The 23,978-nt window shown below is 33.4% G+C and carries 18 protein-coding genes; 4 read left to right on the forward strand and 14 right to left on the reverse strand.

Annotated features, from left to right (window positions below):
• Nucleotides 1-51: 51 nt before the first annotated feature.
• The 5 genes from EV144_RS22180 to EV144_RS22200 all read right to left on the reverse strand — a co-directional run bounded on the left by EV144_RS22180 (nt 52) and on the right by EV144_RS22200 (nt 7,141).
• Entirely contained in the window at nt 52-1,536 is a 1,485-nt protein-coding gene (locus tag EV144_RS22180; RefSeq protein ID WP_134151324.1) for an OmpA family protein, read from the reverse strand.
• Between the two features lie 113 nt (nt 1,537-1,649).
• Nucleotides 1,650-2,843: a glycine C-acetyltransferase gene (gene kbl, locus EV144_RS22185; RefSeq protein ID WP_134151325.1), complete on the reverse strand. Its 1,194-nt coding sequence runs from the start codon at nt 2,841-2,843 to the stop codon at nt 1,650-1,652.
• 70 nt (nt 2,844-2,913) lie between these two features.
• Nucleotides 2,914-6,072 (reverse strand): UvrD-helicase domain-containing protein, encoded by a 3,159-nt coding sequence (locus EV144_RS22190; protein ID WP_134151326.1) that lies wholly within the window; start codon nt 6,070-6,072, stop codon nt 2,914-2,916.
• 134 nt (nt 6,073-6,206) lie between these two features.
• The gene (locus EV144_RS22195; protein WP_134151327.1) at nt 6,207-6,806 is read right to left on the reverse strand and encodes a lipoprotein signal peptidase; all 600 of its coding nucleotides are present in this window, start codon (nt 6,804-6,806) and stop codon (nt 6,207-6,209) included.
• Between the two features lie 119 nt (nt 6,807-6,925).
• The gene (locus EV144_RS22200; RefSeq protein ID WP_134151328.1) at nt 6,926-7,141 is read right to left on the reverse strand and encodes a hypothetical protein; all 216 of its coding nucleotides are present in this window, start codon (nt 7,139-7,141) and stop codon (nt 6,926-6,928) included.
• 181 nt (nt 7,142-7,322) lie between these two features.
• On the opposite strand from EV144_RS22200, the gene EV144_RS22205 reads away from it, so the two are divergent.
• Both EV144_RS22205 and EV144_RS22210 read left to right on the forward strand, forming a co-directional pair.
• Nucleotides 7,323-7,679, forward strand: a complete 357-nt coding sequence (locus tag EV144_RS22205; RefSeq protein ID WP_134151329.1) for a roadblock/LC7 domain-containing protein — start codon at nt 7,323-7,325, stop codon at nt 7,677-7,679.
• A gap of 32 nt (nt 7,680-7,711) precedes the next feature.
• Nucleotides 7,712-8,092 (forward strand): hypothetical protein, encoded by a 381-nt coding sequence (locus tag EV144_RS22210; protein ID WP_134151330.1) that lies wholly within the window; start codon nt 7,712-7,714, stop codon nt 8,090-8,092.
• Between the two features lie 235 nt (nt 8,093-8,327).
• On the opposite strand, the gene EV144_RS22215 is transcribed toward EV144_RS22210, so the two are convergent.
• From EV144_RS22215 to gdhA, 6 genes are all read right to left on the reverse strand, one after another.
• The gene (locus EV144_RS22215; RefSeq protein WP_134151331.1) at nt 8,328-8,708 is read right to left on the reverse strand and encodes a TraR/DksA family transcriptional regulator; all 381 of its coding nucleotides are present in this window, start codon (nt 8,706-8,708) and stop codon (nt 8,328-8,330) included.
• A gap of 10 nt (nt 8,709-8,718) precedes the next feature.
• Nucleotides 8,719-12,120 (reverse strand): isoleucine--tRNA ligase, encoded by a 3,402-nt coding sequence (gene ileS / locus EV144_RS22220; RefSeq protein ID WP_134151332.1) that lies wholly within the window; start codon nt 12,118-12,120, stop codon nt 8,719-8,721.
• A 243-nt stretch (nt 12,121-12,363) separates the two neighbouring features.
• Nucleotides 12,364-13,959, reverse strand: coding sequence for a hypothetical protein (locus EV144_RS22225; protein WP_134151333.1), 1,596 nt, complete (start codon nt 13,957-13,959; stop codon nt 12,364-12,366).
• Between the two features lie 47 nt (nt 13,960-14,006).
• Nucleotides 14,007-14,720 (reverse strand): DNA repair protein RecO, encoded by a 714-nt coding sequence (recO, locus tag EV144_RS22230; protein ID WP_134151334.1) that lies wholly within the window; start codon nt 14,718-14,720, stop codon nt 14,007-14,009.
• A gap of 59 nt (nt 14,721-14,779) precedes the next feature.
• The gene (locus EV144_RS22235; RefSeq protein WP_134151335.1) at nt 14,780-17,062 is read right to left on the reverse strand and encodes a T9SS type A sorting domain-containing protein; all 2,283 of its coding nucleotides are present in this window, start codon (nt 17,060-17,062) and stop codon (nt 14,780-14,782) included.
• Nucleotides 17,063-17,195: 133 nt separating this feature from the next.
• On the reverse strand, nt 17,196-18,539 hold the full coding sequence (gene gdhA / locus EV144_RS22240; RefSeq protein WP_134151336.1) for an NADP-specific glutamate dehydrogenase: 1,344 nt from the start codon (nt 18,537-18,539) through the stop codon (nt 17,196-17,198).
• 326 nt (nt 18,540-18,865) lie between these two features.
• On the opposite strand from gdhA, the gene EV144_RS22245 reads away from it, so the two are divergent.
• Nucleotides 18,866-19,657 (forward strand): THC0290_0291 family protein, encoded by a 792-nt coding sequence (locus EV144_RS22245; RefSeq protein WP_134151337.1) that lies wholly within the window; start codon nt 18,866-18,868, stop codon nt 19,655-19,657.
• A 147-nt stretch (nt 19,658-19,804) separates the two neighbouring features.
• Here the strand turns inward: EV144_RS22245 and EV144_RS22250 are convergent, their stop codons facing one another.
• On the reverse strand, nt 19,805-20,947 hold the full coding sequence (locus EV144_RS22250; RefSeq protein ID WP_134151338.1) for a cystathionine gamma-synthase: 1,143 nt from the start codon (nt 20,945-20,947) through the stop codon (nt 19,805-19,807).
• Between the two features lie 172 nt (nt 20,948-21,119).
• Between EV144_RS22250 and EV144_RS22255 the strand changes: the two genes are divergently transcribed.
• On the forward strand, nt 21,120-21,863 hold the full coding sequence (locus EV144_RS22255; protein ID WP_134151339.1) for a DUF3298 and DUF4163 domain-containing protein: 744 nt from the start codon (nt 21,120-21,122) through the stop codon (nt 21,861-21,863).
• Nucleotides 21,864-21,901: 38 nt separating this feature from the next.
• Here EV144_RS22255 and EV144_RS22260 read toward each other — a convergent pair whose 3' ends face one another.
• Together EV144_RS22260 and EV144_RS22265 are read right to left on the reverse strand one after the other, a co-directional pair.
• The gene (locus EV144_RS22260; protein WP_134151340.1) at nt 21,902-23,044 is read right to left on the reverse strand and encodes an ATP-binding protein; all 1,143 of its coding nucleotides are present in this window, start codon (nt 23,042-23,044) and stop codon (nt 21,902-21,904) included.
• Between the two features lie 95 nt (nt 23,045-23,139).
• The gene (locus EV144_RS22265; protein ID WP_134151341.1) at nt 23,140-23,898 is read right to left on the reverse strand and encodes an SDR family NAD(P)-dependent oxidoreductase; all 759 of its coding nucleotides are present in this window, start codon (nt 23,896-23,898) and stop codon (nt 23,140-23,142) included.
• Between the last annotated feature and the right edge of the window lie 80 nt (nt 23,899-23,978).

The raw sequence follows: 23,978 nt of genomic DNA on the forward strand, positions 1-23,978 counted from the left end.
AAAAAGCCATTCAATTAAGAATGGCTTTTAGTATTTATTTAGAAAAGTAAATTAGATTTTACCTTGGTATTTAGAACCAATGTGTCTAATTTCTGTTCTTCTGTTTTGTGCTTTACCTGCAGCAGTTTTGTTACTTGCAACTGGTTGAGTAGCTCCAAATCCTTTAGACTCTAAGTTCTCTGCATTAACACCTCTTTCAATTAAAGCGTTCATTACAGCAGCAGCTCTGTCTTCAGATAATTTTTGGTTTACTTTAGCAGAACCTGTACTATCTGTGTGTCCTTCAATAGAGAATTTCGCGTTTGGATAGTTTTTAAGGATTTCTTTAATTGCATCTAATCTAGCTGGAGTTTCTTTGTCACCAGTTTTGAAAGTAGCTTTTCCAGAGTTAAAGTATACCGCTCTAGCTTGAACTTTAAGATCTTCTAACGCCTCAGAAGTTACTTCTGGACATCCTCTGTTACTAGCAGGACCGTAAACTGTAGGACAGTCATCATCTTTATCTGCAACACCATCTTTATCAGCGTCTAATACAGGACAACCACCATTTTCTCTTGGACCAGCAACTGTAGGACATTTGTCATCTTTATCAGCGATTCCGTCTCCATCAGTATCAGGACATCCTTTTAAAGCAGCTAAACCAGCAACATCTGGACAAGCATCATCTTTATCAGCAATTCCGTCTCCGTCTGTATCAGGACATCCGTTTAATGCAGCTAAACCAAATACATCTGGACAAGCATCAGAAGCGTCAACGATTCCGTCTCCGTCAGTATCAGGACATCCGTTGAATTGTTTTAAACCAGCAACATCTGGACAAGCATCGTCTTTGTCATAGATTCCGTCACCGTCAGTATCTTTACCACCAAATTTGAAGATAAGACCAGCAGTGTGTTGGAAGTGAGATACTTGATCTGGAGTTCCAGAAGCATCAACTCTTTCATTATCATCAGCTGCAACAGCCCATTTGTATTTTGTAGTAAGTTCAAGACCAATAGCGTCTGTAAACCAAAAAATTAAACCAGCACCTGGGTTAACTGTTCCGTAGCTACTATCTCCGAAGAAAGTATAACCTCCACCAACAGATAACGAAGGATCGATTACTTTAGATTTGATTAAGTCTTTGAAGCTATATTTAATAGTCGCATCAATTCCATAATACATTAAATCGCCAGGGTTAACTACAGTGTTCCCTCTTGAATCAGTAACTCCAAGACTTGGTTGGTTAAAAACAACGAATTTGTCAATCTTGTTTACAGATCCTTGTAAACCTACAGAGAATCCACTTCCTACATATCTAGACACACCAATGTAAGATAAAGAAGGAAGAATGTTCCAGTTGTCTTTTACAGCGAATGGCTGCGAGAAGTGTTGATCAAAGAAACCACTTCCTGCACCAGAGCTAGTTCTAGTGTCAACGGCATTAACTCCAAAAGAGATAGCCCATGGATTGTTACTGTCTTGCGCATGAGAAGCCTGAGGAGCTAAACCCATCACCATCATTACAGCAACTAAAAGTTTGTTAAGATGTTTCATACTTAATTTTTTTAATTACAATTTAGTTAATTACAAGCAAAAGTAACACCAAATTTTTTAAATACAAAATGAAATGTTAAAAAAAACCTACAAAAATTTGGTCAATATGGTAATTATATAACTTTTAACATTTTTCCAACAACTTCAAAAGCAGTTATAGCCCTGTCCAAGTGCTCTTTAGTATGAGCAGCAGAAAGTTGGACTCTGATTCTTGCTTTTTCTTTTGGAACTACAGGAAAGAAGAATCCAATTACATAAATTCTTTGCTTCAAAAGTTCGTTCGCCATTGTTTGAGATAATTTTGCATCATATAACATGACAGGTACTATTGCAGAATCACCATCTATAATATCAAATCCGGTTTTTTTCATTCCATCTTTGAAATAATTAGTATTCCATTCTAATTGATCTCTTAGTGTTGTATCTTTTTCTAATAATTCAAAAACCTTAATAGAAGCTCCTACAATAGCAGGCGCTAACGAATTTGAAAATAAATATGGTCGAGAGCGCTGACGCAATAATTCAATAATTTCTTTTTTTGCAGTTGTGTAGCCTCCCATTGCGCCACCTAATGCTTTTCCTAAGGTTCCGGTTATAATATCAACTCTTCCCATTACACCCTTAGCTTCAAGTGTACCTTTTCCAGTAGCACCAATAAAACCCGCCGCATGACATTCATCTACCATTACCATGGCATCATATTTATCAGCCAAATCACAGATTTTATCCAAAGGAGCCACAAGGCCGTCCATAGAGAAGACACCATCTGTAACTATTAATTTAAAACGTGTTCCGGCTTCATTAGCTTTAATTAATTGTTGTTCTAAATCTTCCATATTGCTATTTTCATAGCGATAACGAGCTGCTTTACACAAACGAACTCCATCTATAATAGAAGCATGGTTTAAACTATCTGAAATAATCGCATCATTTTCTCCTAATAAAGGTTCAAAAACACCACCATTAGCATCAAAAGCAGCGGCGTAAAGAATGGTATCTTCTGTACCGTAAAAATCGGCAATCTTTTTTTCTAATGTTTTATGTATATCCTGTGTGCCACAAATAAAACGTACTGATGACATTCCAAAACCATGTGTATCCATTGCATCTTTAGCAGCCTGAACTACTTCTGGATGTGATGAAAGTCCTAAATAATTATTCGCACAGAAGTTCAAAACTGTTTCACCAGTAGAAATTGTAATTTCTGCTCCTTGTGCAGAAGTTATAATACGTTCTTTCTTGAAAATTCCATTTTCCTCAATCGTCTGCAGCTCACTTTGCAGATGTTCTTTAATTTTTCCGTACATTTTATATATTTAAAACGTTAAATATTAACAGTTTAATCACCATTAACCCTTTAACATCTGATTAATTTCTTCACAAATTTACCACTTCAATTTCCGTTCCTATATATACCAGCGCCTTTTTTAACACTTTGTATCCTAAATCTTCAATAGCATCCTGATATTCTTGAATTTGCTGTGCATATTTTGAATTTATAACGCCAGTTTTATAATCTAAAAGGTAGACCTGATTGTTTTCAACTAAAACAAGACGATCTGGTTTTAAGATCTTTCCTTCTTTTTGAATAATTGTCTGCTCATTCAAAATTGTATTATTTCCGTTGAAGCAAATTTCTAATTCAGGATGATTTACAATTTCACGAAGTGTTTTCAAAACGATTTCAACTTGATCAACTGTTATTAATCCGTTTTCAAGGGCTTTTGTAACCGCAAGATCAACATCTGATTTATCTTTTATATAGGCCAAAATCTCGTGCACAATATTTCCATAAGAAATAGCTTCTTGCTGATGTGTTCCCCACATCAAAGCTTCACGCTGTGCAATTTTTATATTTTTCGGATTTAATACTTCTGACACAATCGGAATTGTCTTTACTAAATCCAATGTTTTTATAACTGAAGAAAGCCTCCCTTTATTTCCAAATTCATATTCCGGTCTTTCAGGATCATAAATTCCTTTATGAATTAAATATTTAATAAAAAAAGAAGCCATATTACTAGGAAATTCCCCGTCTTTTTTCTCTTTTAAGGATTGCGAAATAACATACAACTGTTCTTCTGCACGGGTCAAAGCCACATACAAAACATTAATATTATCCAGCAGTTCTTCTTGTTTTTTTAAATTGAAAACAGCCAAAGCACTTTCTCCAAAACCTTCTACAGCACTACTGTTATCAATTAAGGCTTTTGGAAAATCCAATTCTGTTTCTTCTGTATCGAGCCATAATTTATCTTTTGGTTTTCGGCTGTAATCTTCTTCTGCAAACGGCATAATTACCACCGGAAATTCCAAACCTTTAGATTTATGGATCGTCATAATTCGCACTGCATTATTTCCTTCTGGAGACGGAATGCTAAATTTATGCGCATTTTTATCCCAGTAAACTAAAAAATCTGCAACTCCTGCCTGATTTCTAATATCGCGCTCTAAAACTATATCCAGAAAAAACTGCACATAAGCATTTCCTTCTGAAGGAAGAACAAACTTTGAAATAATAATTTCTACTGCTTCATACAATGATTTTTTACGAACATTTTCAAAAGAAAGAGAAACATCAAAAGCTAAAAGCCATTTTTCAAAATCATTTTCCTGTCGTTGTGCCATCCCCTGTGCAATAAAATCATGAATGGGCATTTCAATTTCTTTATTAACAGCCAAGAAGTGAAGAAAATTAGCTTTGGATTCTAAATCAGCACTATTATTTAGATATTTAAGCAGATGAATTATTAATCTAACTTCTGTCGCATTTTGAATCATTAATGTTTCTGATGACAAAAGTGGAATATTTTGCTCTGTCAAATAATTTGCAATCGCAATTCCCTGATCTCGCTTACGAGTTAAAATCACAATATCTTTATATTCAAAACCTTCGCGAACGACATTTTGAATGGTATTTAATGTTGCTAAAACATACAAATCCGATTTCTCTACAACTTCTTCTTCATCAGCAAAGTCGCTTTTCTCTATTATCGGAAGAAAAGAAATATTTACGTAACCGCCTTTTTTTGAATTTGCATTCTGAAAACTGTGATTTTCGTATAAATCCTTATAATCTTCATTTAAAAATTCAGCAGAAATTAGCTTAAAAAAGGCATTATTAAAATCAATTACCTCGCTATAACTTCTATAATTGGTATTTAAATGCTCTAGCTTTTTATCGGGATTACTAAACGGATTTGCTTCTTTACTCAGCTCAATAAACTGCTCTGCTTTTCCGCCGCGCCAACGATAAATTGACTGTTTGGGATCCCCAACAATCATAAGCGTGCCTTTGTTTCCTAAATCATCCTGACCGGCAAGCGCATTATCAATTAGCGGAATTAAATTCTGCCATTGCATTTCTGATGTATCCTGAAATTCATCAATAAAAAAATGACGATATCGCTCACCTAAACGTTCATAAATAAATGGAGCAGGCTGATTCTGAATTTCGCGATGAATAATGGCATTAAATTCTGAAATAGATAAAATATTTTGTTCCGATTGAATTTTTGCCAGCTCATTACTCACAGTATTAAGAAGAGAAAGCGGCGTAATATTTTTTAAGAAGGCTTTGTAAAAATCTCTTTTTTCAAAATTTTTATAAATCTTATCTAATGTCTGAAGCAGTTCTGGAATAATATTTTCGATTAATGCCCGGTCCTTTGCCGTTTTATTAATCGCAATATCATCAAACTCATGAAATGTTTTATTTCTGGGATTAAATTTTCCGTCACGAATGCTTTCTAAATGATTTGGAAATGTTCCTCTCGAAAATGATTTTAAATCAATACCATTTTTATCAATTAAAGAAAGTAATTCAGAAGCGAATTCTTTATTTACAGATTCCAACTCTTTACAGAGTTCGAGCATTTTCTTTTTAATTTGAATAAATTCTTCAATCGACTTATCATTAAAATGTAAAATTTCGTTCCGATTATTTTCGTTTAAAACCAGTCTGCCTGTTTCCAGAATTTCACGTGAAATGTCCCAACTTTTATCATCGTCGGTTTTTTCCATTGTAAAATCGATGAGCAATTTTGTCAATGTTTCATCCTGACCGGCTTGAGCAATTATGGCATCAACAGCTTCAATCAATAAATTCTCGGTATCCAAAGTAACTTCAAAAGTCATTGGGAGATTTAAATCGTGCGCAAAAGCACGAATTACTTTGTGGGTAAATTTATCTATAGTAGAAATATCAAAAGCAGCATAATTATGAATTAAGTGCTTGATAATGTTTTGAGATTTTGTTTTGATTTTAATGATCGAAAGCCCCGTTTCCCGAGATAAATCTTCCATTAAATCTGATGCTTTTGCAGAAGGCTCGTCTTTTGTAAACTCAGACAAACTTCCCACAATACGGCTTTTCATTTCATGAACCGCTTTATTGGTAAAAGTGATGGCAAGAATATTACGATAAGCATCATTTTTAGCCGACGAAAGAATAATTTTTAGATATTCCTTAACCAAAGTATAGGTCTTTCCAGATCCTGCAGATGCATCATAAATGGAGAAAGACGGACTTTGCATAAGTTTGGTTTTTTGTATCGTAAAAATAACATATTAAAAACTAAATCCCAATAATGAAAATTCCAAATTCCAATACTAAGGCTTTACCTCATCTTGGAATTTGGAATTTATTTATTTTTTGAAATTTAAAATAATTATGCGTGTTTAGGAAATGCTCTTTTATTGAAAATCAATAAAATCCCAACTCCTGTAGAAATTGCCATATCGGCTACATTAAAAATAGCATTGAAGAACATAAAATGCTTTCCTCCAAAAAACGGCATCCATGTTGGCAGATTACCTTCCCAAATAGGAAAATAAAACATATCTACTACTAAACCATGAAACCAAGTTCCGTATGGTGTTGGTGAAAAAAGTGTTGCTAAGTTATGTTCACTTCCGTCAAAAATAACTCCGTAAAAAACAGAATCGATAATATTTCCTGCTGCTCCCGCAAAAATCAAAGCAATTGCAACTATCAAATAAGTGGATTGACGTTTTTTTATTGAGTCAGATAACCAGTAACCAATTCCGAATACTGCGAAGATTCTAAAAACGGTCAAAATCAATTTTCCATATTCACCAGGAATTTTTGTTCCCCACGCCATTCCTTCATTTTCAATGAAATGAATTCTAAACCAATCAGCAATTACAACTTCTTCTCCTAAAATAAAATTTGTTTTTACATAGATTTTTGAGAGCTGATCAACAATTAAAACTAGAAATATAAGGAAATACGCTTTTCGTAATGACATTTTATGATTTTTTGATGCGCAAAAATAACAATTAAATCAAAAAAAACGCTCCCTAAGGAGCGTTAATTGTTTTCTAATAAATCTAAATAGACCAATTTTTAATTCTACTGAATTAAGATTTATTTTTTGACTACTGCTTTGGCAGGAGTTTTAGGACTGTCTGCAAAGAAATCAGAAATAGATTTAAACAGTCCTTTGCCTTCTTTTCCGGCTGCTGCTCTCTTTGCTTCGCCTTTCTTTACATCAGCTTTAAATTTTATGCGCATCTTTTCAAACTCTTTCAATCTACTTTCAACATCAGAGTTTACTTCTTTGAACTTCAGTACTTTAGCCATTGTGTAAGTATTTTATATTAAAAAATTTAAATTATTAACAATTAGACATTACAATGATACATAAATTAATTTATATTTGTTAAAGAAAATTAACAGTTGTTTAGGACAAAAGTCATAAATTTTTAAAACTAATAACCAAAATGAATTAATTTTAACGCTTTCCCGAAAATCCTACAAAACCATGAACGAAATCACCACCATCTTAAACGACTTTCTAGTAGACACAAAATCAACTGCTGCTTTAATCACAAATGGAAAAGGAAAACTAATCACTTCTTTAAACCTGGATTACGGAGACAGCATTGGCGCAATGAGTGCGGCTATCTTATCAATGAGTGAAAAATTTTTAATTGACTTGGAAAAAGGCGCTCTAAAACAGCTTTATTTAAAAGCACCCGAAGGGGTTGTTGTTGGAAACAAAATCAGCGGTTCTAATTTTATAGTCGCATTTTCAAAAGAAGGCAGTAATCTGGCCTTGCTTATGCGATCTATAGATGAAGTTTCTGTTGAATTAAGTAAAAATTCCCTATTAAAATAAATAAATCCATTAACAACAAACCCACCTAAACTATGAGCAACGATTTTTTAAACGTGTTTTTAAATGAAATGAAAACCAACGTAAACGGCTTTATTGCTGTCGCTGTTACCGAAATTGAATCAGGATTAAGCTTTGGAAATTTAACTGTTGATCCAGGTTTCGACCCTGAACTTGCCGCTGCTTACAACCTAGAAGTTGTAAAGGCAAAACTAAATGCTGTGAAGGCTTTAAACTTAAATCAAAACATTGAAGATATTTTGATTACGCTTTCTAACCAAATTCACATTATTGACATTTCTCCGAATAAAAAATTTATGATTTATCTTGCCGCCGATTCTTCTAAAGCAAATTTAGGAATGACAAGAGCTATCTTGAAAAAACATAAATCAGAACTAGAAAAGAATTTAGCTTAATTCTTTTTTTTATAATTAGAACTGCTTAAAAAAGCAGTTCTAATTATAAAAAATCACACTCCTTTTCTTTTTCATACTTCTTACAAAATAAAAAAGTATTTTTTTGAATATCCAGCAATTAACTATAATTAATTTCTTTCAAAAATACATTTTCCACACTATCACTCGGTTCATCAAACTTTAAACAAAAAAAACGCCCCTAAAAGGAGCGCTTATTTTTTATAGATGTATGAATTTATCTTTGCAAGTTTTTAGCTTCGATACTCATTGTAGCATGAGGAACGATTTTAAGCCTTTCTTTGCTGATTAATTTACCTGTTACTTTGCAGATACCGTATGTTTTATTTTCAACACGGAATAGCGCGTTTTTTAAATCTCTGATGAATTTTTCCTGTCTGATAGCTAACTGTGAGTTTGCTTCTTTAGACATTGTTTCACTTCCTTCTTCAAAAGCTTTGAAAGTCGGAGATGTATCATCTGTTCCGTTATTTAAATCATTCATGTAAGCACTTTTTATTAAATCCAGATCGGCTTGTGCTTTTTGTATTTTTGCTTGTATTATTTCTTTGAACTCTGCTAAGTCAGCATCTGAGTATCGTGTAATTTCATCTACCATGGTATTTATATTATTTTGAAATTAATATCGTTGTTTTAATATCATCAAACTCAATTTCTGTGCCGTTTTCTAACTCGTCAGCAAAAACTAAGCTGTCTGTTAATGTTTCTGATTTGATGTAATCTTCGTTTTTTAGAATTGCTTCTTCAAGAAGACCACTTCTTTTTATTTGCACTTTAATTTTATCGGTAACCTCAAATCCTGAATCTTTACGGATATTCTGAATTCTGTTTACTAATTCACGCGCAATACCTTCGTTTTTTAATTCTTCTGTTATCGTGATATCAAGCGAAACTGTGATTCCGTTTGAATTTGCAACCAGCCATCCTTCGATATCTTGTGATGTTATTTCGACGTCTTCTAGTGATAAAGTTACGTTATTTCCAGCAATAACAATATCTAACGTTCCCTGCTTGTCCAACTGATTGATCTGATCTGCAGAAAAACTTTGTATTTCCTTAGAAATCAGACCCATATCTTTTCCGAAACGTGGTCCAAGTGCCTTAAAATTAGGTTTAATCTGCTTTACCAAAATGCCAGAAGCATCGTCTAAAAGTGTAATTTCTTTCACGTTTACCTCCGCTTTTACAAGGTCAGAAATTGCTTCAATTTCGGCACGCTGATTATCGTCAAGTACCGGAATCATTACCTTTTGAAGAGGTTGACGCACTTTTATCATTTCCTTTTTACGTAGTGATAAAACCAAAGATGAAATGGTTTGAGCCTTCTGCATTTTGCTTTCCAACGTTTTATTAACAAAGTTTTCGACAAATTTTGGAAATTCAGCTAAGTGAACACTGGCAAAATTCTCAGTTCCAGTCGAAGCAGTTAAATCACGATACAATTTATCCATGAAAAAAGGAGCGACAGGAGCACTCAATTTACTGATTGTAAGCAAACAAGTATAAAGTGTCTGATAAGCTGCAATTTTATCGTGAGCATATTCGCCTTTCCAGAAGCGACGACGACATAAACGAACGTACCAGTTGCTTAAATTTTCCTGAACGAAGTCAGAAATTGCTCTTGTTGCTTTTGTTGGCTCGTAGTCTTCATAACATTCGTCAACAAATTTTATTAACGTGTGTAATTCAGATATGATCCACTGATCGATTTCAGGTCTTTCGTTTAACGGAATTTCCGCTTCAGCGTATTTAAAACCATCTATGTTAGCATATAACGAAAAGAATGAATAAGTGTTGTATAAAGTTCCGAAGAATTTACGACGTACCTCAACTATCCCCTCAATATCAAACTTTAGGTTGTCCCACGGATTTGCATTTGAAATCATATACCAACGTGTGGCATCGGGACCATATTCTGCAATTGTTTCAAAAGGATCTGTTGCGTTACCCAGACGTTTAGACATTTTTTGTCCGTTTTTGTCCAGAACCAAACCATTCGAAACTACATTTTTGTATGCTACTTTATCAAAAACCAAAGTTCCGATAGCGTGCAATGTATAAAACCATCCACGAGTCTGATCTACTCCTTCTGCAATGAAATTAGCAGGAAAGTCTTTATTCTCGTCAATTTTATCTTTATTCTCAAAAGGATAATGCCATTGTGCGTAAGGCATTGCTCCCGAGTCAAACCAAACGTCGATAAGATCGCTCTCACGTTTCATTGGTTTTCCTGAAGCTGAAACTAAAGTAATTCCGTCAACTACATTTTTATGTAAATCGATTAAATCATAATTTGTTTCAGACATATTCCCAATTTCAAAACCTTTGAATGGATTTTCTTTTTGAAAACCTGCTTCAATAGATTTTTCGATTGCATTATACAATTCTTCAACAGAACCAATAAGAACTTCTTCTTTTTTGTCTTCTGTTCTCCAAATTGGTAATGGAATACCCCAATATCTAGAACGAGATAAGTTCCAGTCGTTGGCATTTTTCAACCAATTTCCAAAACGTCCTTCACCAGTAGATTTAGGTTTCCAGTTGATAGTTTCGTTCAGGTCGAACATTCTATCTTTTACATCGGTTACTTTGATGAACCAAGAATCTAGTGGATAATATAATAACGGCTCGTCTGTTCTCCAACTGTGCGGATAACTGTGAACGTATTTTTCTACTTTAAATGCTTTATTTTCTTCTTTAAGACGAATTGCGATTTCAACATCTACAGAACGTTCTGGAGCTTGACCCGCATCGTAATATTCGTTTTTAACATATTTACCAGCCATGTCTCCAACATGAGAAGTAAATTTTCCTTGTAAATCTACCAATGGTACTGGAGTTCCGTTTTCGTCTAAAACCAACATTGGCGGAATTTCCGGCGTAGCTTCTTTTGCTACTTTAGCATCATCTGCACCAAATGTTGGCGCAGTATGCACAATTCCGGTTCCGTCTTCTGTCGTTACAAAATCTCCTGAAATTACTCTAAATGCATTTTCAGCATTTTGATATGGCAAAACGTATTGTAATAACTGTTCGTATCTGATTCCAACTAAGTCAGCACCTTTAGCTTCTGCTAAAATAATATACGGGATATTTTTGTCTCCAGATTTGTAGTTTGCAAAATCAGCTTCGTCTGTGCTTGCAACAAATCCTTTACCGAATTGTTTTCCAACTAAGTTTTTAGCCAAAACAACATTGATTGGTTCAAAAGTATATTGATTGAAAGTTTTCACTAAAACATAATCAATTTTTGGTCCAACTGTTAAAGCTGTATTTGATGGTAAAGTCCATGGAGTTGTGGTCCATGCTAAAATATGGATATCTCCAAAACCTTGCAAAAATGAAGGCAATGTTTCTGACAATGTTTTAAACTGAGCTACAATTGTAGTATCTGTAACATCACGGTAAGCACCCGGCTGATTTACTTCGTGAGAAGACAATCCCGTTCCTGCTTTTGGTGAATACGGCTGAATTGTATAACCTTTGTACAACAAACCTTTATCGTAGATTTGTTTCAAAAGCCACCAAACAGATTCCATATATTTTGGCTTGTAAGTAACATACGGATCTTCCATATCTACCCAATATCCCATTTTTTCGGTAAGGTCATTCCACACGTCGGTATAACGCATTACGGTTTTTTTACACGCTTCGTTATATTCTTCGATAGAAATTGTTTTACCAATATCTTCTTTTGTAATTCCTAATTCTTTTTCGGTACCCAATTCTACAGGCAAACCGTGAGTATCCCAGCCGGCTTTTCTTTTTACCTGAAAACCTTTTTGAGTTTTATATCTGCAAAAAATATCTTTAATCGCACGCGCCATCACGTGGTGAATTCCCGGTAATCCGTTTGCTGAAGGCGGTCCTTCAAAAAACACGTAAAGTTCTGCACCTTCACGTGTAGTTACACTCTTTTCAAATATATTTTCTTTCTTCCAAAAATCAAGAACTTCTGACGCTACTGTTGGCAAGTCAAGTCCTTTGTATTCAGTAAATTTTGTACTCATTTTATCCTTTTCTTAAACGAGGTGCGAAAGTAAGGAATTTTGAGGAAAATAGATAAAAGATGACAGAAAAAAGAGCGAAGTCAGGAAATTTCTAATGTAATATTCAAAAAAAAATCCTCTTTTAAAAAATTATAAGATAAACCTTCTTTAAAATCTTTAAAGAATTTGTGTTTCAATTTTATATAAAAACAAAAAACTACAGCCCGAGAACTGTAGTTTTTTGTTTTTTACTTCAAATATGCTCTATTTACATTCGTCTAAAGCTTCAACAAATTTCCATAAAGATTCTACACTGGTATTAAATTCTTTACTATTTGCCCTTGCAGACAATCTTGGACATGCAGACGCCAGTTCTATAAACTTGGTTCTGGTATTCATCTGCCAGCCAACAGAATTGGTCGAATATCCAATCTCATCACTATGTTTTTTAATAATGACTTCTCCTGTAAGATATTGATAAAGCGCAACCGTTTTTCCGCTTAAAACTGTTCTAACAAATTTAAACGAAGGTTTTGCTTTTGCATTTTTACCCGTTTCTTTGAAAGATACTGTTGCATAAAAATCATTTTCTTTAATGATTAATTTTGAAACCTGATCTGCAAAATACGTTTTAAATATATGATTGTGATTTCCGTTTTCATCAGGAATACTTACTGCAATCTTTTTGTCTAAATTGTCAATGTCTTTCCATTTTGCGTAACCTGAAACGGTATCGTTAGAAGTTAACATAAGAGTTACTAAAGTATATTTAGGATCATTTTTTAAGAAATAATTTGGGTCTAAATTAGCTTCATCAATTTTAACAACTTCGACACCATTAGATCTTAGCTCTACATCCATATGTCTTGTCTTAACCTGATTTATGGCCAGCAAATCTCTTAAGGCTTCATTTTTTAGCTTGATCCCTTTACCATCAGATTCATCATATTTATTGGCAATTAATTTTTCACACCAAATATCAGACTCGTCCGGCATGTCTAAATAATGATAAATTACAGCTAAATCAAAATAAGCTTCGTATCTCATTTTTCTATGCTTTCTATCATCTTCTGTATATATTTTATCAAGACCCTCAAAATATTTTATTGTTGGCTCTAATTCTGTTTTTATAGGAGCAATATCTTCATTGTATTGCATTTTATTAAAAACAGCTTTAATATTTTTAAGTGATTTTAGGCTATTTTCGTATTCAGGATGTTTTTTAGAATCCAAAATCCACAAATAATCTGTTGTTTGCTCTACTATATAACCATAATCACGGTTTAACCTGGTTTCTAAACTAGAAATAATATTCCCCCAATAACTATCTCTAACTGCTGTTGGTGACAAAAACCCACTGGCATTGGTATCTGCTCGGCTTGTAAAAGAATTTTCTATTGTGTAAGTACGTTCTAAACTGTATTTTTTATTTAGAGAAGGATCTGCGGCACAAACCACACTATAATTTCCAAAATCTTTACATTTAAAAATATTTACAAAAGTAGTTACAACTCTTTCTCTTCCATTTGAGTCTTTTACTACACTTTCATATTTTTTTACTTCTTGTAAATTAGAAATAGAATTCTCTAAATTGAACACAATTTCAAGATAGGCATTTGACGAAACTCTCGTGAATCCATCTATACCTGAATTTTCTTCTATATACTCCTGTGCTGCTTTTGCTTCTAATGGATTATTTGCATTTACAGTAATTTTATAAGTTCTGTTTACTCGATCTAAAACCGGTTTTGGGGGCAGTGTTACAAATGATAAATTAAAACTATGGGGATCTAAATCGACAGATTGAGAAATAGCAGGCTTTGCTAACAGTAACAATAAAAGAGTAATTATTCTTTTCATATAGTTTGGTTTTTGGTACGCCAAATATATAAATTCAAATATTGCTATTAAGAAAAAATTTCTTTCAAAACATCGAGTGATTTAGGTTTTTTAAATCCATCTAGATGAAAGCTGTAGTAATCAATAAGAATCTTAAGTAAAATTTGTCTTTCTATAACATGAAAGACTTTCTCACTATTATCAAATTTTAAATCGATGAGTTTTTTAAACAAATTGGTTTCATGTTCTGTAAGTGCGCTTACTCCGTGAAAAAGTGTAAAAATACCGTCATTCATTTCAAAAAAAGGCAAATCGATTTCTGAAGTATCAGGATAAAACCCTAAATATTTTGTAGTTTCTAAAAGTAATATTAAATGAAAATTGGAAATATCATCGTGGTGATCCAGCCAAGTCAGGGCGGTTTCTAAAAAAAGAAACAGGGATTCATTTTTTTCTTCTTCCTGAATGGAATAATGCAGCATTTCGGATAAAAACATGACCATCGTACTTTTTACAATATCAGTATGAATGCTTTGAAACGGAATGGCTGTTTTTATTTCTTTGAAATTTTCTAAAGTTCCTTTATTTTTATGAACTGCTTCTATTTCTAAAATCGACAAAGGCTGAAAGTAAGCAATTTTCTGACTTGCTTTCCGACTGGAAAAAGCATCACGCACGAAATAAGATTTCAATCCGTTTGAAAGTGTAAAGCATTTTACAATCAAACTTTTTTCTTGAAATTTTAGTGATGAAATTACTATTGCTTTGGTTTTGACTAACAATTTTTGGTTTGTTTTTTATTTCAGGTTTCAAGTTTCAAGTTGGAAACTTTGAATTTAAACTATCGAATAATCATTACTTTTTTGACTTTGGTTTCGCCGCCGTCTTGCGCGGAAATAAAAATCATGTAAACTCCCGAAGCTACTTTGTATCTGCCGAATGCGGTTGTGTCCCATTCTATTGTTCCGCCAGTCGAAGTTGCTTCGTAAACTAAATTACCTTCAATATCTGTGATTTTAATATTGGCTTTATCAATTAATCCTGCCACTTTTACGGTTCCAGAAAATGATGGACGAACTGGATTTGGATACACATAAACATTATTTAAATCTTCATTGGCTTCGGTTGAAATTCCTTTAAAAGAAATCATTCCTTTTGTCGTTGCTATAAAAACTTCTCCTGTTTTACTGTTGATTTTGATATCATTAACAACATTACTTGGCAAAGGCGAATTGCTTATTGTAAAATGATATTTGGTTTCCTGTCCGTTTGGCGATACCATAAAAACTCCGGAATCTGCTGTACCAATCCATTTATTATTAGCTCCATCCACAACAATCGATGTAATAAATTGTTCGTATAATAATTCCTGAGCCAGATTGTCGTCTGTAATAATAATTGGGTTTGCTTTTAACTGACTTTCCGTTTGAAAATTCCCTATGTTCGATAAAACTCTTAAACCTTTGCTCGTTCCAATCCAAAGCTGATTTTTGGTGTCAAGTGCTACAGTTCTTACATCTGCAATTGGCAGATTTCCAACGTCTGTACCAAAAGTCATTTTCTTAAAAGTGTTATTACTTTCATTAAAAGCAATTACTCCGTCATTACTCGTCGCAATCCATTTTGTGTTGTTTTTATCAATTACTATATTTCCGTAACTGGTTGTTTCTGCATTATTCAAAACAGTACTTGTTGCATAAGTCTGCCATTGTCCGTTGGTTTTCAAAACTTTCAAACCATTTTTTATACGGCTGTTGGTTACCCAAAGATTTCCGGTTTTATCAAAAGCAGTTCCATTAATACGAACATCAATATACGCCGGACCTTCTGTTGTCAAGGTTTCTAAACCGCTGTTTTTTTCATTGTATAAAAAATTCGGCACGTCGTCTTCTATTTTTAGTAATCCGGAGAAAAAAGAACTGGCATAAACCTGATTTTCATTTGTTGGATTTATAGTAATCTTGGTCATTGACTGCGCATTATAAACTTCGCTGTACGGAATATTTAACCAGCCGGAAGTATTGTATTTACTAATACCATAGCTGTCTAAAGGGTAGGGATTATAATAGGTGTCGTAATCTCCATAAACTGTCCAAAGCACATTTGGCGTAACATCTAATGAAAAAATATTATTTCGCGCTGGGCCGCTTGGCGTTATGTTTGTAAAAGCTCCTATTCCCGAAAGCGTCGATGAAAACATTCCTTTTTCTTTTGTTCCGATGTAAATCATATCGCCTACAGCTGTTGCACACGTAAAATTTAAAGTATTATCTAAAACTTGTGAATTTGTAATCTGGCGATTTAAAATCATTTGATTATTATAAACATAAACTATGTTCGGCGTTGTAATAAACAAATTATGGTTTACTGCGCGCATATCTTTTGAGGCTTGCGGCAACTGCAAAAACCCAATAAAGTTATTAGAATTAAATCGATGAATATATCCGACAGTATTAATTGCAATTAGTTCTGTATCCAGCGTTTCTACACTCGACCAATCACCCGAATTCACTACAGTCCATTGGTTAAAATCGATCAAATTTGCATTTGTACTGTCTGCTTTTCTTATACCGCTTGAAGTTGCTGCAAAGATAAATCCGTTAAAAAATGCAGTTTGTTTTACACTAATTTCTGCACCATTATCTCCAATAAAATAAGTATCGCCAAATTGAGATGTTGTTAAGTTAAACTGCACAATTCCGAAATCACAAGAAACATAAACCAAACCGTTATGTTCCATAAAATGATTGATTTTTTTAAGCGATGCCGGAAGTTGTTTATTGATGATATCGACCACTTTTAGCATACTTCCATCTACTTCATTAACCAAAATCATCATTCCATTCTCATAACCAACAATTGTTTTTTTGAAGGATTCGCTATGATAAACCGCAGAAATGGTCTGACCCGAAAGTCCATCAACTGTAGTAGTGGTTTTTACAGTATTAGAAGCAGCCGTCTTAGAAAACAGTGCATTTTCTGAAGCTGCAAAAACTGTAGTTGAAGATTCTGAAATATCTTTTATTTCGTTAAACGAAAAATAACTCTGCCAGGACAATTTATTCTGAGCAAAACTAAACTGAAATAACAGCAAAAATAAAAGGTACAGAAAGTTTCTTTTCATTGTTTAATATATTCGGATAGACAAATATACTACAAACGAAAAAGATATACTTTTTGTTCTCGTATAAATAAAAAAAATGCCTTCAATAGCTTAAAGCATAATGAAGACATTTCTTTTTAATTGTATTTTAGGTTTACACTACACCTTGAGCAAGCATAGCGTCAGCAACTTTAACAAATCCTGCAATGTTAGCTCCTTTTACATAGTTAACATAACCATCTTCGTCTTTACCGTATTTTTCACATTGATTATGAATTCCAGTCATGATATCTTTCAATCTCAAATCTACTTCTTCACTTGTCCAGTTTAGACGAATTGAGTTTTGAGTCATTTCTAAACCAGATGCTGCAACTCCTCCAGCGTTAGCCGCTTTTCCTGGAGCAAATAATACTTTATTATCTAAGAAAAGTTTAATTGCATCTAAAGTAGATGGCATATTAGCCGCTTCTGTAACGCACAAAACACCATTGTCGATTAATTTTTTAGCATCATCACCGTTAAGTTCGTTTTGCGTAGCACATGGAATTGCAATATCTACTTTTACTTCCCACGGACTTTTTCCTTTATGGAAGACAGCGTTTGGATATTTATCTAAATATCTTTCTGCTCTGTTATCTCCGGTAGCTCTCATTTCGACCATGTAGTCAATTTTTTCTCCAGAAATACCTTCTTCATCATAAATATATCCGTCAGGACCAGAAATAGTTAACACTTTACCTCCAAGTTCATTTACTTTTAGCGCTACACCCCAAGCCACATTTCCAAATCCGGAAATTGCCACTTTTTTACCTTTTATATCATGTCCAATAGTACGAAGCATTTGGTCTGTAAAATATACAACACCGTAACCTGTAGCTTCTGGTCTGATTAACGAACCTCCGTATGCCAAACCTTTTCCAGTAAGAACTCCGGTAAATTCGTTTCTAATTCTTTTGTATTGTCCAAACAAATATCCAATTTCTCTTGCTCCAACACCAATATCACCAGCAGGAACATCAAGGTCCGGACCAATATGACGGCATAATTCTGTCATAAACGATTGACAGAAACGCATGATTTCAGCATCAGATTTTCCTTCTGGATCAAAATCAGAACCACCTTTTCCTCCACCCATTGGCAGTGTCGTAAGACTATTCTTAAAAACTTGTTCAAAAGCTAAAAATTTCAAAACAGATAAATTTACCGTATGGTGAAATCTGATACCGCCTTTGTAAGGACCAATTGCAGAATTCATCTGAATTCTAAACCCTCTGTTAACAATTATTTCACCTTTATCATCTACCCACGGAACTCTAAATATTATAGATCGTTCTGGTTCTGCTATTCTTAGAAGCAGATTTTTTCCATCGTATTTTTTTCGCTCAGCGATAAATGGAATTACTGTTTCTGCAAATTCTCTAACAGCTTGAATAAATTCAGGCTCATTTGGGTTTTTTGACTCAATAAGAGCCATAAATTCATTTATTTTTTGTTCCATTTTGAAATAAATTATAGAGACAATTCGATTTAATTCTTACCTTAATTAAATAAGAAAATTATATTTAAGAAAACGTTTTCGTTTCAACAGACAAAGATATAGTAAAATGCGCATTCAATGTTATATTTTTTTGTTTTTGACAGCGAATTATATATTTTTCAAACATTCTTGAGAATTGCATTTTACAGCTCCGTCTTTACATTCATTTAATATAGTTAAAGCTAGTATTTTAAGTGTTTTGTTACTTATTTTTTAATACCTTCAATATTATATTTTGAATAGAATATGTTTTTTATATATTTGCCATGATTTGAAAGCCCAAAAACATGCCTAAGCACCTATTTATCACATTATTTTCCCTATTTGGTATCTCTACTGCAGCAGTAGCTCAATCTGATCTCGCACAAGAAATTGGGATATTTGCAGGTCCTGTAACCCTTCAATCTGATTTTGGACAAAGAAACAACTTCAAAAACAATGCTGGAAATACCGGTTTTGGTTTCGGAGTTGCACACTGGATAAATTTTTCTGCCAACAACAATAGAGAGAGCTTTTTTACAGAACATTTTAAAGTTAGATCAGAATTATCTTTCAGTAAGACAGATTTAAATCATTTTGGAAAATGGGTTGAAGAAAAGCCAAATGGTTTATTTGCTCAACAGCTAAGAGCAATGGACGCAAGTTCTACTATCGTAGGAATTGGCTCTCAATTAGAATTTTCTTTTATTAAAATACATGATTTCGAAAATTCAGTTGGATCATTGAGTCCATACTTAAGTGCTGGATTCATGGCTAGCTACTATTCTACAAAAATTGGTTCTCGTCTGGGAGACTTAACACTTCCGGGAATTACTCCAGGAAAATACCTAACTCCTTCTGACGGACGTGCACATGGTTTTTCTGCCGAAGATGGTGTTGTTCTGGCAGCAACTGGTGCTCTTGGAGTGCATTATAAATTAACAACGATGAGTGATTTAATGTTTGAAACACGTTTCGTAATGTATAATTCAGACTGGATAGACGGTTTAAATCCAAATAAAGAAATTTATAAGGAAAACAAATCTAATGACTGGCAGGTTTGGTTTAACTTTGGATACATTATTTATTTAGAATACTAAAGAAAATATCAAATAGAAAAAATCCCAAATTCCAATCTTAATGATTATTGGAATTTGGGATTTTTTTATTTTTAAAAGTTAGGCTTTAAAGAACCTATCAAACATTTGTTCTTTGAGCCTCTGCAACTTTGACTCTTTGAACCTTATTTAAGCTAATGCTTGTTCTAAATCGGCTATTAAATCTTCTGCATCTTCAATCCCTACGCTTAATCGAACCAAATCATCAGTAATACCAACTTCTGCTCTTTTATCTGCGGGAATAGAAGCATGTGTCATCAAAGCCGGATGATTTGCTAATGATTCAACGCCGCCAAGAGATTCTGCCAAAGTAAAAACTTTAAGTTTCTCTAAAAAAGCAATCGAATCTTCTTTTTTTCCAGACACAAAATCAAATGAAACCATTCCTCCAAAAGCTTTCATTTGTTTTTTGGCAATTTCATAAAATGGATGAGTTGCAAGTCCTGGATAGTAAACTGTTTTTACTTTTGGATGTTTACTTAAATATTCAACTACTTTCTCTCCGTTTTCGCAATGTCTTTGTACTCTTAAAGAAAGTGTTTTTATTCCTCTAAGAACCAAAAAGCTGTCCATTGGGCCAAGTGTACCACCAGTTGCAAATTGCTGAAAATGCAATTGTTCTCCTAAAGCTTCATCTTTTACAATTAAAGCTCCTGCAATAACATCAGAATGTCCGCCTAAATATTTTGTAGCCGAGTGCATTACAATATCTGCACCTAAATCAAGAGGTTTTTGTAAATAGGGTGTTGCGAAAGTATTATCTACAGCAAATAAAATTTTATGTTCTTTAGTGATTTTTGCAACTTCTGCAATATCGGCTAATTTCATTAACGGATTTGTAGGCGTTTCAACCCAGATCAGTTTTGTATTTTCATTGATTAATGATTTCAATTTTGCAATATCAGTCATATCAACAAAATGAAATTTAATTCCTGAATCTTTATAAATTCTAGAAAACATTCTGTAAGTTCCGCCGTATAAATCATCCATCGCAATGATTTCATCTCCCGCTTTAAACGATCTCAAAACACAGTCAGTCGCTGCAAGACCAGAAGAAAATGCCAATCCGCGCGTTCCGTTTTCTATACTTGCCAAAGCATTTTCTAAAGCTGTACGAGTTGGGTTAGACGCTCTGCTGTATTCGTAATCAGCCAAAGGTTTTCCCGGACTTGTTTGTATAAAAGTAGATGTTTGATACACTGGAGGCATTACAGCTCCTGTACTTGGATCATGGTGCTGACCGCCGTGAATCACTTTTGTATTGAATTTCATAAATATTAAATTTATTTTTTATTGGTATTTGTATGCCTCAAATTTATTGATAATAACGATTTCTTTGATTTATGTTTTTAAAATCGTAATTTTAGAATACAAATTTACCGTTTAATTTAATTTAATCCTCCTGTCAAGGTTCATCTTTTTAATATAATTAACACTTTTCGACATGAAACAGTATCCTTTTTTAGTCTTTTTGTTTTTGATATTTACAAGCTGCGACAAAGGTCTTTCGTTTGAAAATAAAACATTTGAAAAAAAATCAGCCATTCCATGCAACATTGATTGTCCAATAATTACTATAGATATTCCGATTGCAAAAAATGAAAAGATCGTTGCCGACAGTATCAACAAAAAAATATTTTTGGTAGTAAAAGAGATTGTTTATTTTGGCGAAGATTCTCTAAAAACAAATGATTATAAATCTTTAGCAGCGTCTTTTATTGCATCGTATGAAGAAATGCACAGCAAATTTCCAGATGAAACTTTTGGCTGGGAAGGTAAAATAAAAGGAAATGTAGAATATGAATCGGATCAAATATTAAATATCAAAATCGATCATTATACTTTTACGGGCGGTGCACACGGATATCAGGGTTTTCGTTCTTTATTATTTAATCCGAAAACAGGAAAAACGGTATTTAACGATCAATTATTTAAAAACGAAAAAGAATTTAAGGCTTTCGCCGAAAAAGAATTCAGGGCAAAATATAAAATTCCGGCAAAATCAAATATAAACGCAACAGGCTTAATGTTTGAAAATGATAAATTTCAGCTCCCGCAAAATATTTTCTTTACAGAAGAAGGTTTGCTGTTATATTACAACTCTTACGAAGCCGCATCTTACGCAGATGGTCCAAAAGAACTTCTTTTTCCCTATGAAAAAATCAGCAAATATCTAGTTTTAAAATAAAAAGCTTAGAACCTTAGAAACTCAGAACCTCAGTAGATTTAAATATCATATTTCATTTTCCGCAAAATCCTCAAAGCTTCTTTAAAAGACAAATAAATATTTCCAAAAGGTTTCAAAAGTAATTTAGCATCAATCAGTTTTTGTTTGGCGTCGTCAAAACCATTCAAATAACAAATCATAAAAGTCGACGGAAGATTCTCGAGATCTTTCAATTCTCGTTCAGACAAAGCAAGATTTTTTTGCAATTTTTGAAGTAAAGCAATATTTGCATTGTAAATATGAAATAACATTCGCTTATTAAATTCCGGCGGTTGAAAAAGTATTTTTCGGTCAATTTTATAATAGCCGTTGTCAAAAAAATGAATCGTTTGTTCTTCCAGCGGATAATAACTTGTTTTGTCATTTAATCCCAGCGGAACATATTCGGTAATCGTAAAACTATCATCGTCATAAACAATCGTTACCACATCTTGTGCAGAGTAAAAAAGTTTAATCTGCTCGTTTATCAGCTCAATATCTACGCGGGATAAAAAAGTTTTATCACGGGATTTTTTAGGGACACCCGCCCAACAGATTACAAACAATTCTTTAAAAACAAAATATTTAGGCGACATGTCTTTATGCCTGAAATTCATAAAATCGATTACGCCGTCTAAAGTATATTGAATGCTGTTTCGAGAACTATTTTCGATTCCGATAACCGTTTCTGTATTTTGGTAATTTTTCTCGACTTCCTCATGTTCTTCTATCGGAATCGAATTACTGCCACGTCTCACAAAAACACTATTCGCCAAAATGGTGTGAATTCCTTTTTTGAAATACGAAATTTTGTTTTTAGGTTTAATGGTAACCAGCCCAATTACTTTGTCTTTTGGAAGATTCGGAAACGGTACATTTTCGTATTGGATTTTAGGTGGATTTTCTAAAAATGCATTCACCAAATTCTGAATTCGGCTGTCATCAAAGAAATCATCGCCTACAATTTCATTATCATGGTCTTCTACTCCAACCACGATATAAGAATTATTGGTTGGGTTTGAATTCGAAAGAGCGCAAATGTGTTTTAAAAACTTCCCTTTCCCTTCGCGGGAATGGAGATTCAACTGCCTTTTTTTATCATAAAAACTGCTTTCGTCGTTATGAGCGAGGAGATTTTTTATTAAAAGGCGTTTGTTGATCATTATTTAGACTTTCTTAGATTTTTTGATTTTTAGAATTCTTAGATTAAAAACTTCTTAGACTAATATAAATCTAAGAAGTCTAATTTTCTAAAGATCTACAACATCTTTTTGTTAACTATCGTCGAAGAAGCTTGCGCCGTACTCATTACAACTAAATCTGCAATATTTACATGATAAGGTCTTGTGACTACAAAATGAATAATATCTGCAATATCTTCTGCCTGCAAAGGATCGAAACCTTTATATACATTTGAAGCTCTTTCGGCATCACCTTTAAAACGAACTTCACTAAATTCTGTCGCAACCATTCCCGGGTGAATTCCTCCTACTCTAATTCCGTACGGATTTAAGTCAATTCGCATTCCGGCAGTAATGGCATCAACTGCATGTTTAGAACCGCAATATACATTTCCATTCGGATAAACTTCTTTTGCGGCCGTTGATCCAATATTAATGATATGACCTGATTTTCTTTCAATCATAATTGGCATCACGGCTTTAGAAATATACAAAAGCCCTTTTACATTAATGTCAATCATGGCATCCCAATCGTCTAAATCTCCATTTTGAATTGGGTCTAAACCGTGCGCATTTCCAGCATTATTTATTAAAACATCAATTGTCGAAAATTCTTCAGGAAGACCATTTATTTTTTCGAAAACATCATTTTTATCACGAACATCAAAAGCTAAAGCATGCACTTCTGTAAAAGCAGAAAGTTCTTTTCCTAAATCAGCTAAACGTTCTTTACGTCGCCCGCAGATAATTACTTTAAAATTGTTTTTTGCTAAAATCTGAGCCGTGGCTTTTCCTATTCCGCTTGTTGCTCCGGTTATTAAAGCTGTTTTTTTCATTTTATTTTTTGTTTTTTGCCACAGATTAAAGGATTTTCACAGATTAATTAATTCTTTTTAATCCTTTAATCTGTGACAAA

The organism is Flavobacterium sp. 270 (assembly GCF_004368785.1).
GTDB lineage: Bacteria > Bacteroidota > Bacteroidia > Flavobacteriales > Flavobacteriaceae > Flavobacterium.

Bases quoted from the DNA above. Each gene is read 5' to 3' on its own strand.
- EV144_RS22215 (WP_134151331.1), bottom strand. From the start codon at position 8,708: ATGGTAGATGAAATTACACGATACTCAGATGCTGACTTAGCAGAGTTC.
- EV144_RS22225 (WP_134151333.1), bottom strand. From the start codon at position 13,959: ATGAAAAGAATAATTACTCTTTTATTGTTACTGTTAGCAAAGCCTGCT.
- EV144_RS22245 (WP_134151337.1), top strand. From the start codon at position 18,866: ATGCCTAAGCACCTATTTATCACATTATTTTCCCTATTTGGTATCTCT.
- EV144_RS22260 (WP_134151340.1), bottom strand. From the start codon at position 23,044: ATGATCAACAAACGCCTTTTAATAAAAAATCTCCTCGCTCATAACGAC.
- EV144_RS22205 (WP_134151329.1), top strand. From the start codon at position 7,323: ATGAACGAAATCACCACCATCTTAAACGACTTTCTAGTAGACACAAAA.
- EV144_RS22200 (WP_134151328.1), bottom strand. From the start codon at position 7,141: ATGGCTAAAGTACTGAAGTTCAAAGAAGTAAACTCTGATGTTGAAAGT.
- EV144_RS22250 (WP_134151338.1), bottom strand. From the start codon at position 20,947: ATGAAATTCAATACAAAAGTGATTCACGGCGGTCAGCACCATGATCCA.
- EV144_RS22255 (WP_134151339.1), top strand. From the start codon at position 21,120: ATGAAACAGTATCCTTTTTTAGTCTTTTTGTTTTTGATATTTACAAGC.
- EV144_RS22210 (WP_134151330.1), top strand. From the start codon at position 7,712: ATGAGCAACGATTTTTTAAACGTGTTTTTAAATGAAATGAAAACCAAC.
- EV144_RS22265 (WP_134151341.1), bottom strand. From the start codon at position 23,898: ATGAAAAAAACAGCTTTAATAACCGGAGCAACAAGCGGAATAGGAAAA.
- ileS (WP_134151332.1), bottom strand. From the start codon at position 12,120: ATGAGTACAAAATTTACTGAATACAAAGGACTTGACTTGCCAACAGTA.
- gdhA (WP_134151336.1), bottom strand. From the start codon at position 18,539: ATGGAACAAAAAATAAATGAATTTATGGCTCTTATTGAGTCAAAAAAC.
- EV144_RS22195 (WP_134151327.1), bottom strand. From the start codon at position 6,806: ATGTCATTACGAAAAGCGTATTTCCTTATATTTCTAGTTTTAATTGTT.
- kbl (WP_134151325.1), bottom strand. From the start codon at position 2,843: ATGTACGGAAAAATTAAAGAACATCTGCAAAGTGAGCTGCAGACGATT.
- EV144_RS22180 (WP_134151324.1), bottom strand. From the start codon at position 1,536: ATGAAACATCTTAACAAACTTTTAGTTGCTGTAATGATGGTGATGGGT.
- EV144_RS22235 (WP_134151335.1), bottom strand. From the start codon at position 17,062: ATGAAAAGAAACTTTCTGTACCTTTTATTTTTGCTGTTATTTCAGTTT.
- EV144_RS22190 (WP_134151326.1), bottom strand. From the start codon at position 6,072: ATGCAAAGTCCGTCTTTCTCCATTTATGATGCATCTGCAGGATCTGGA.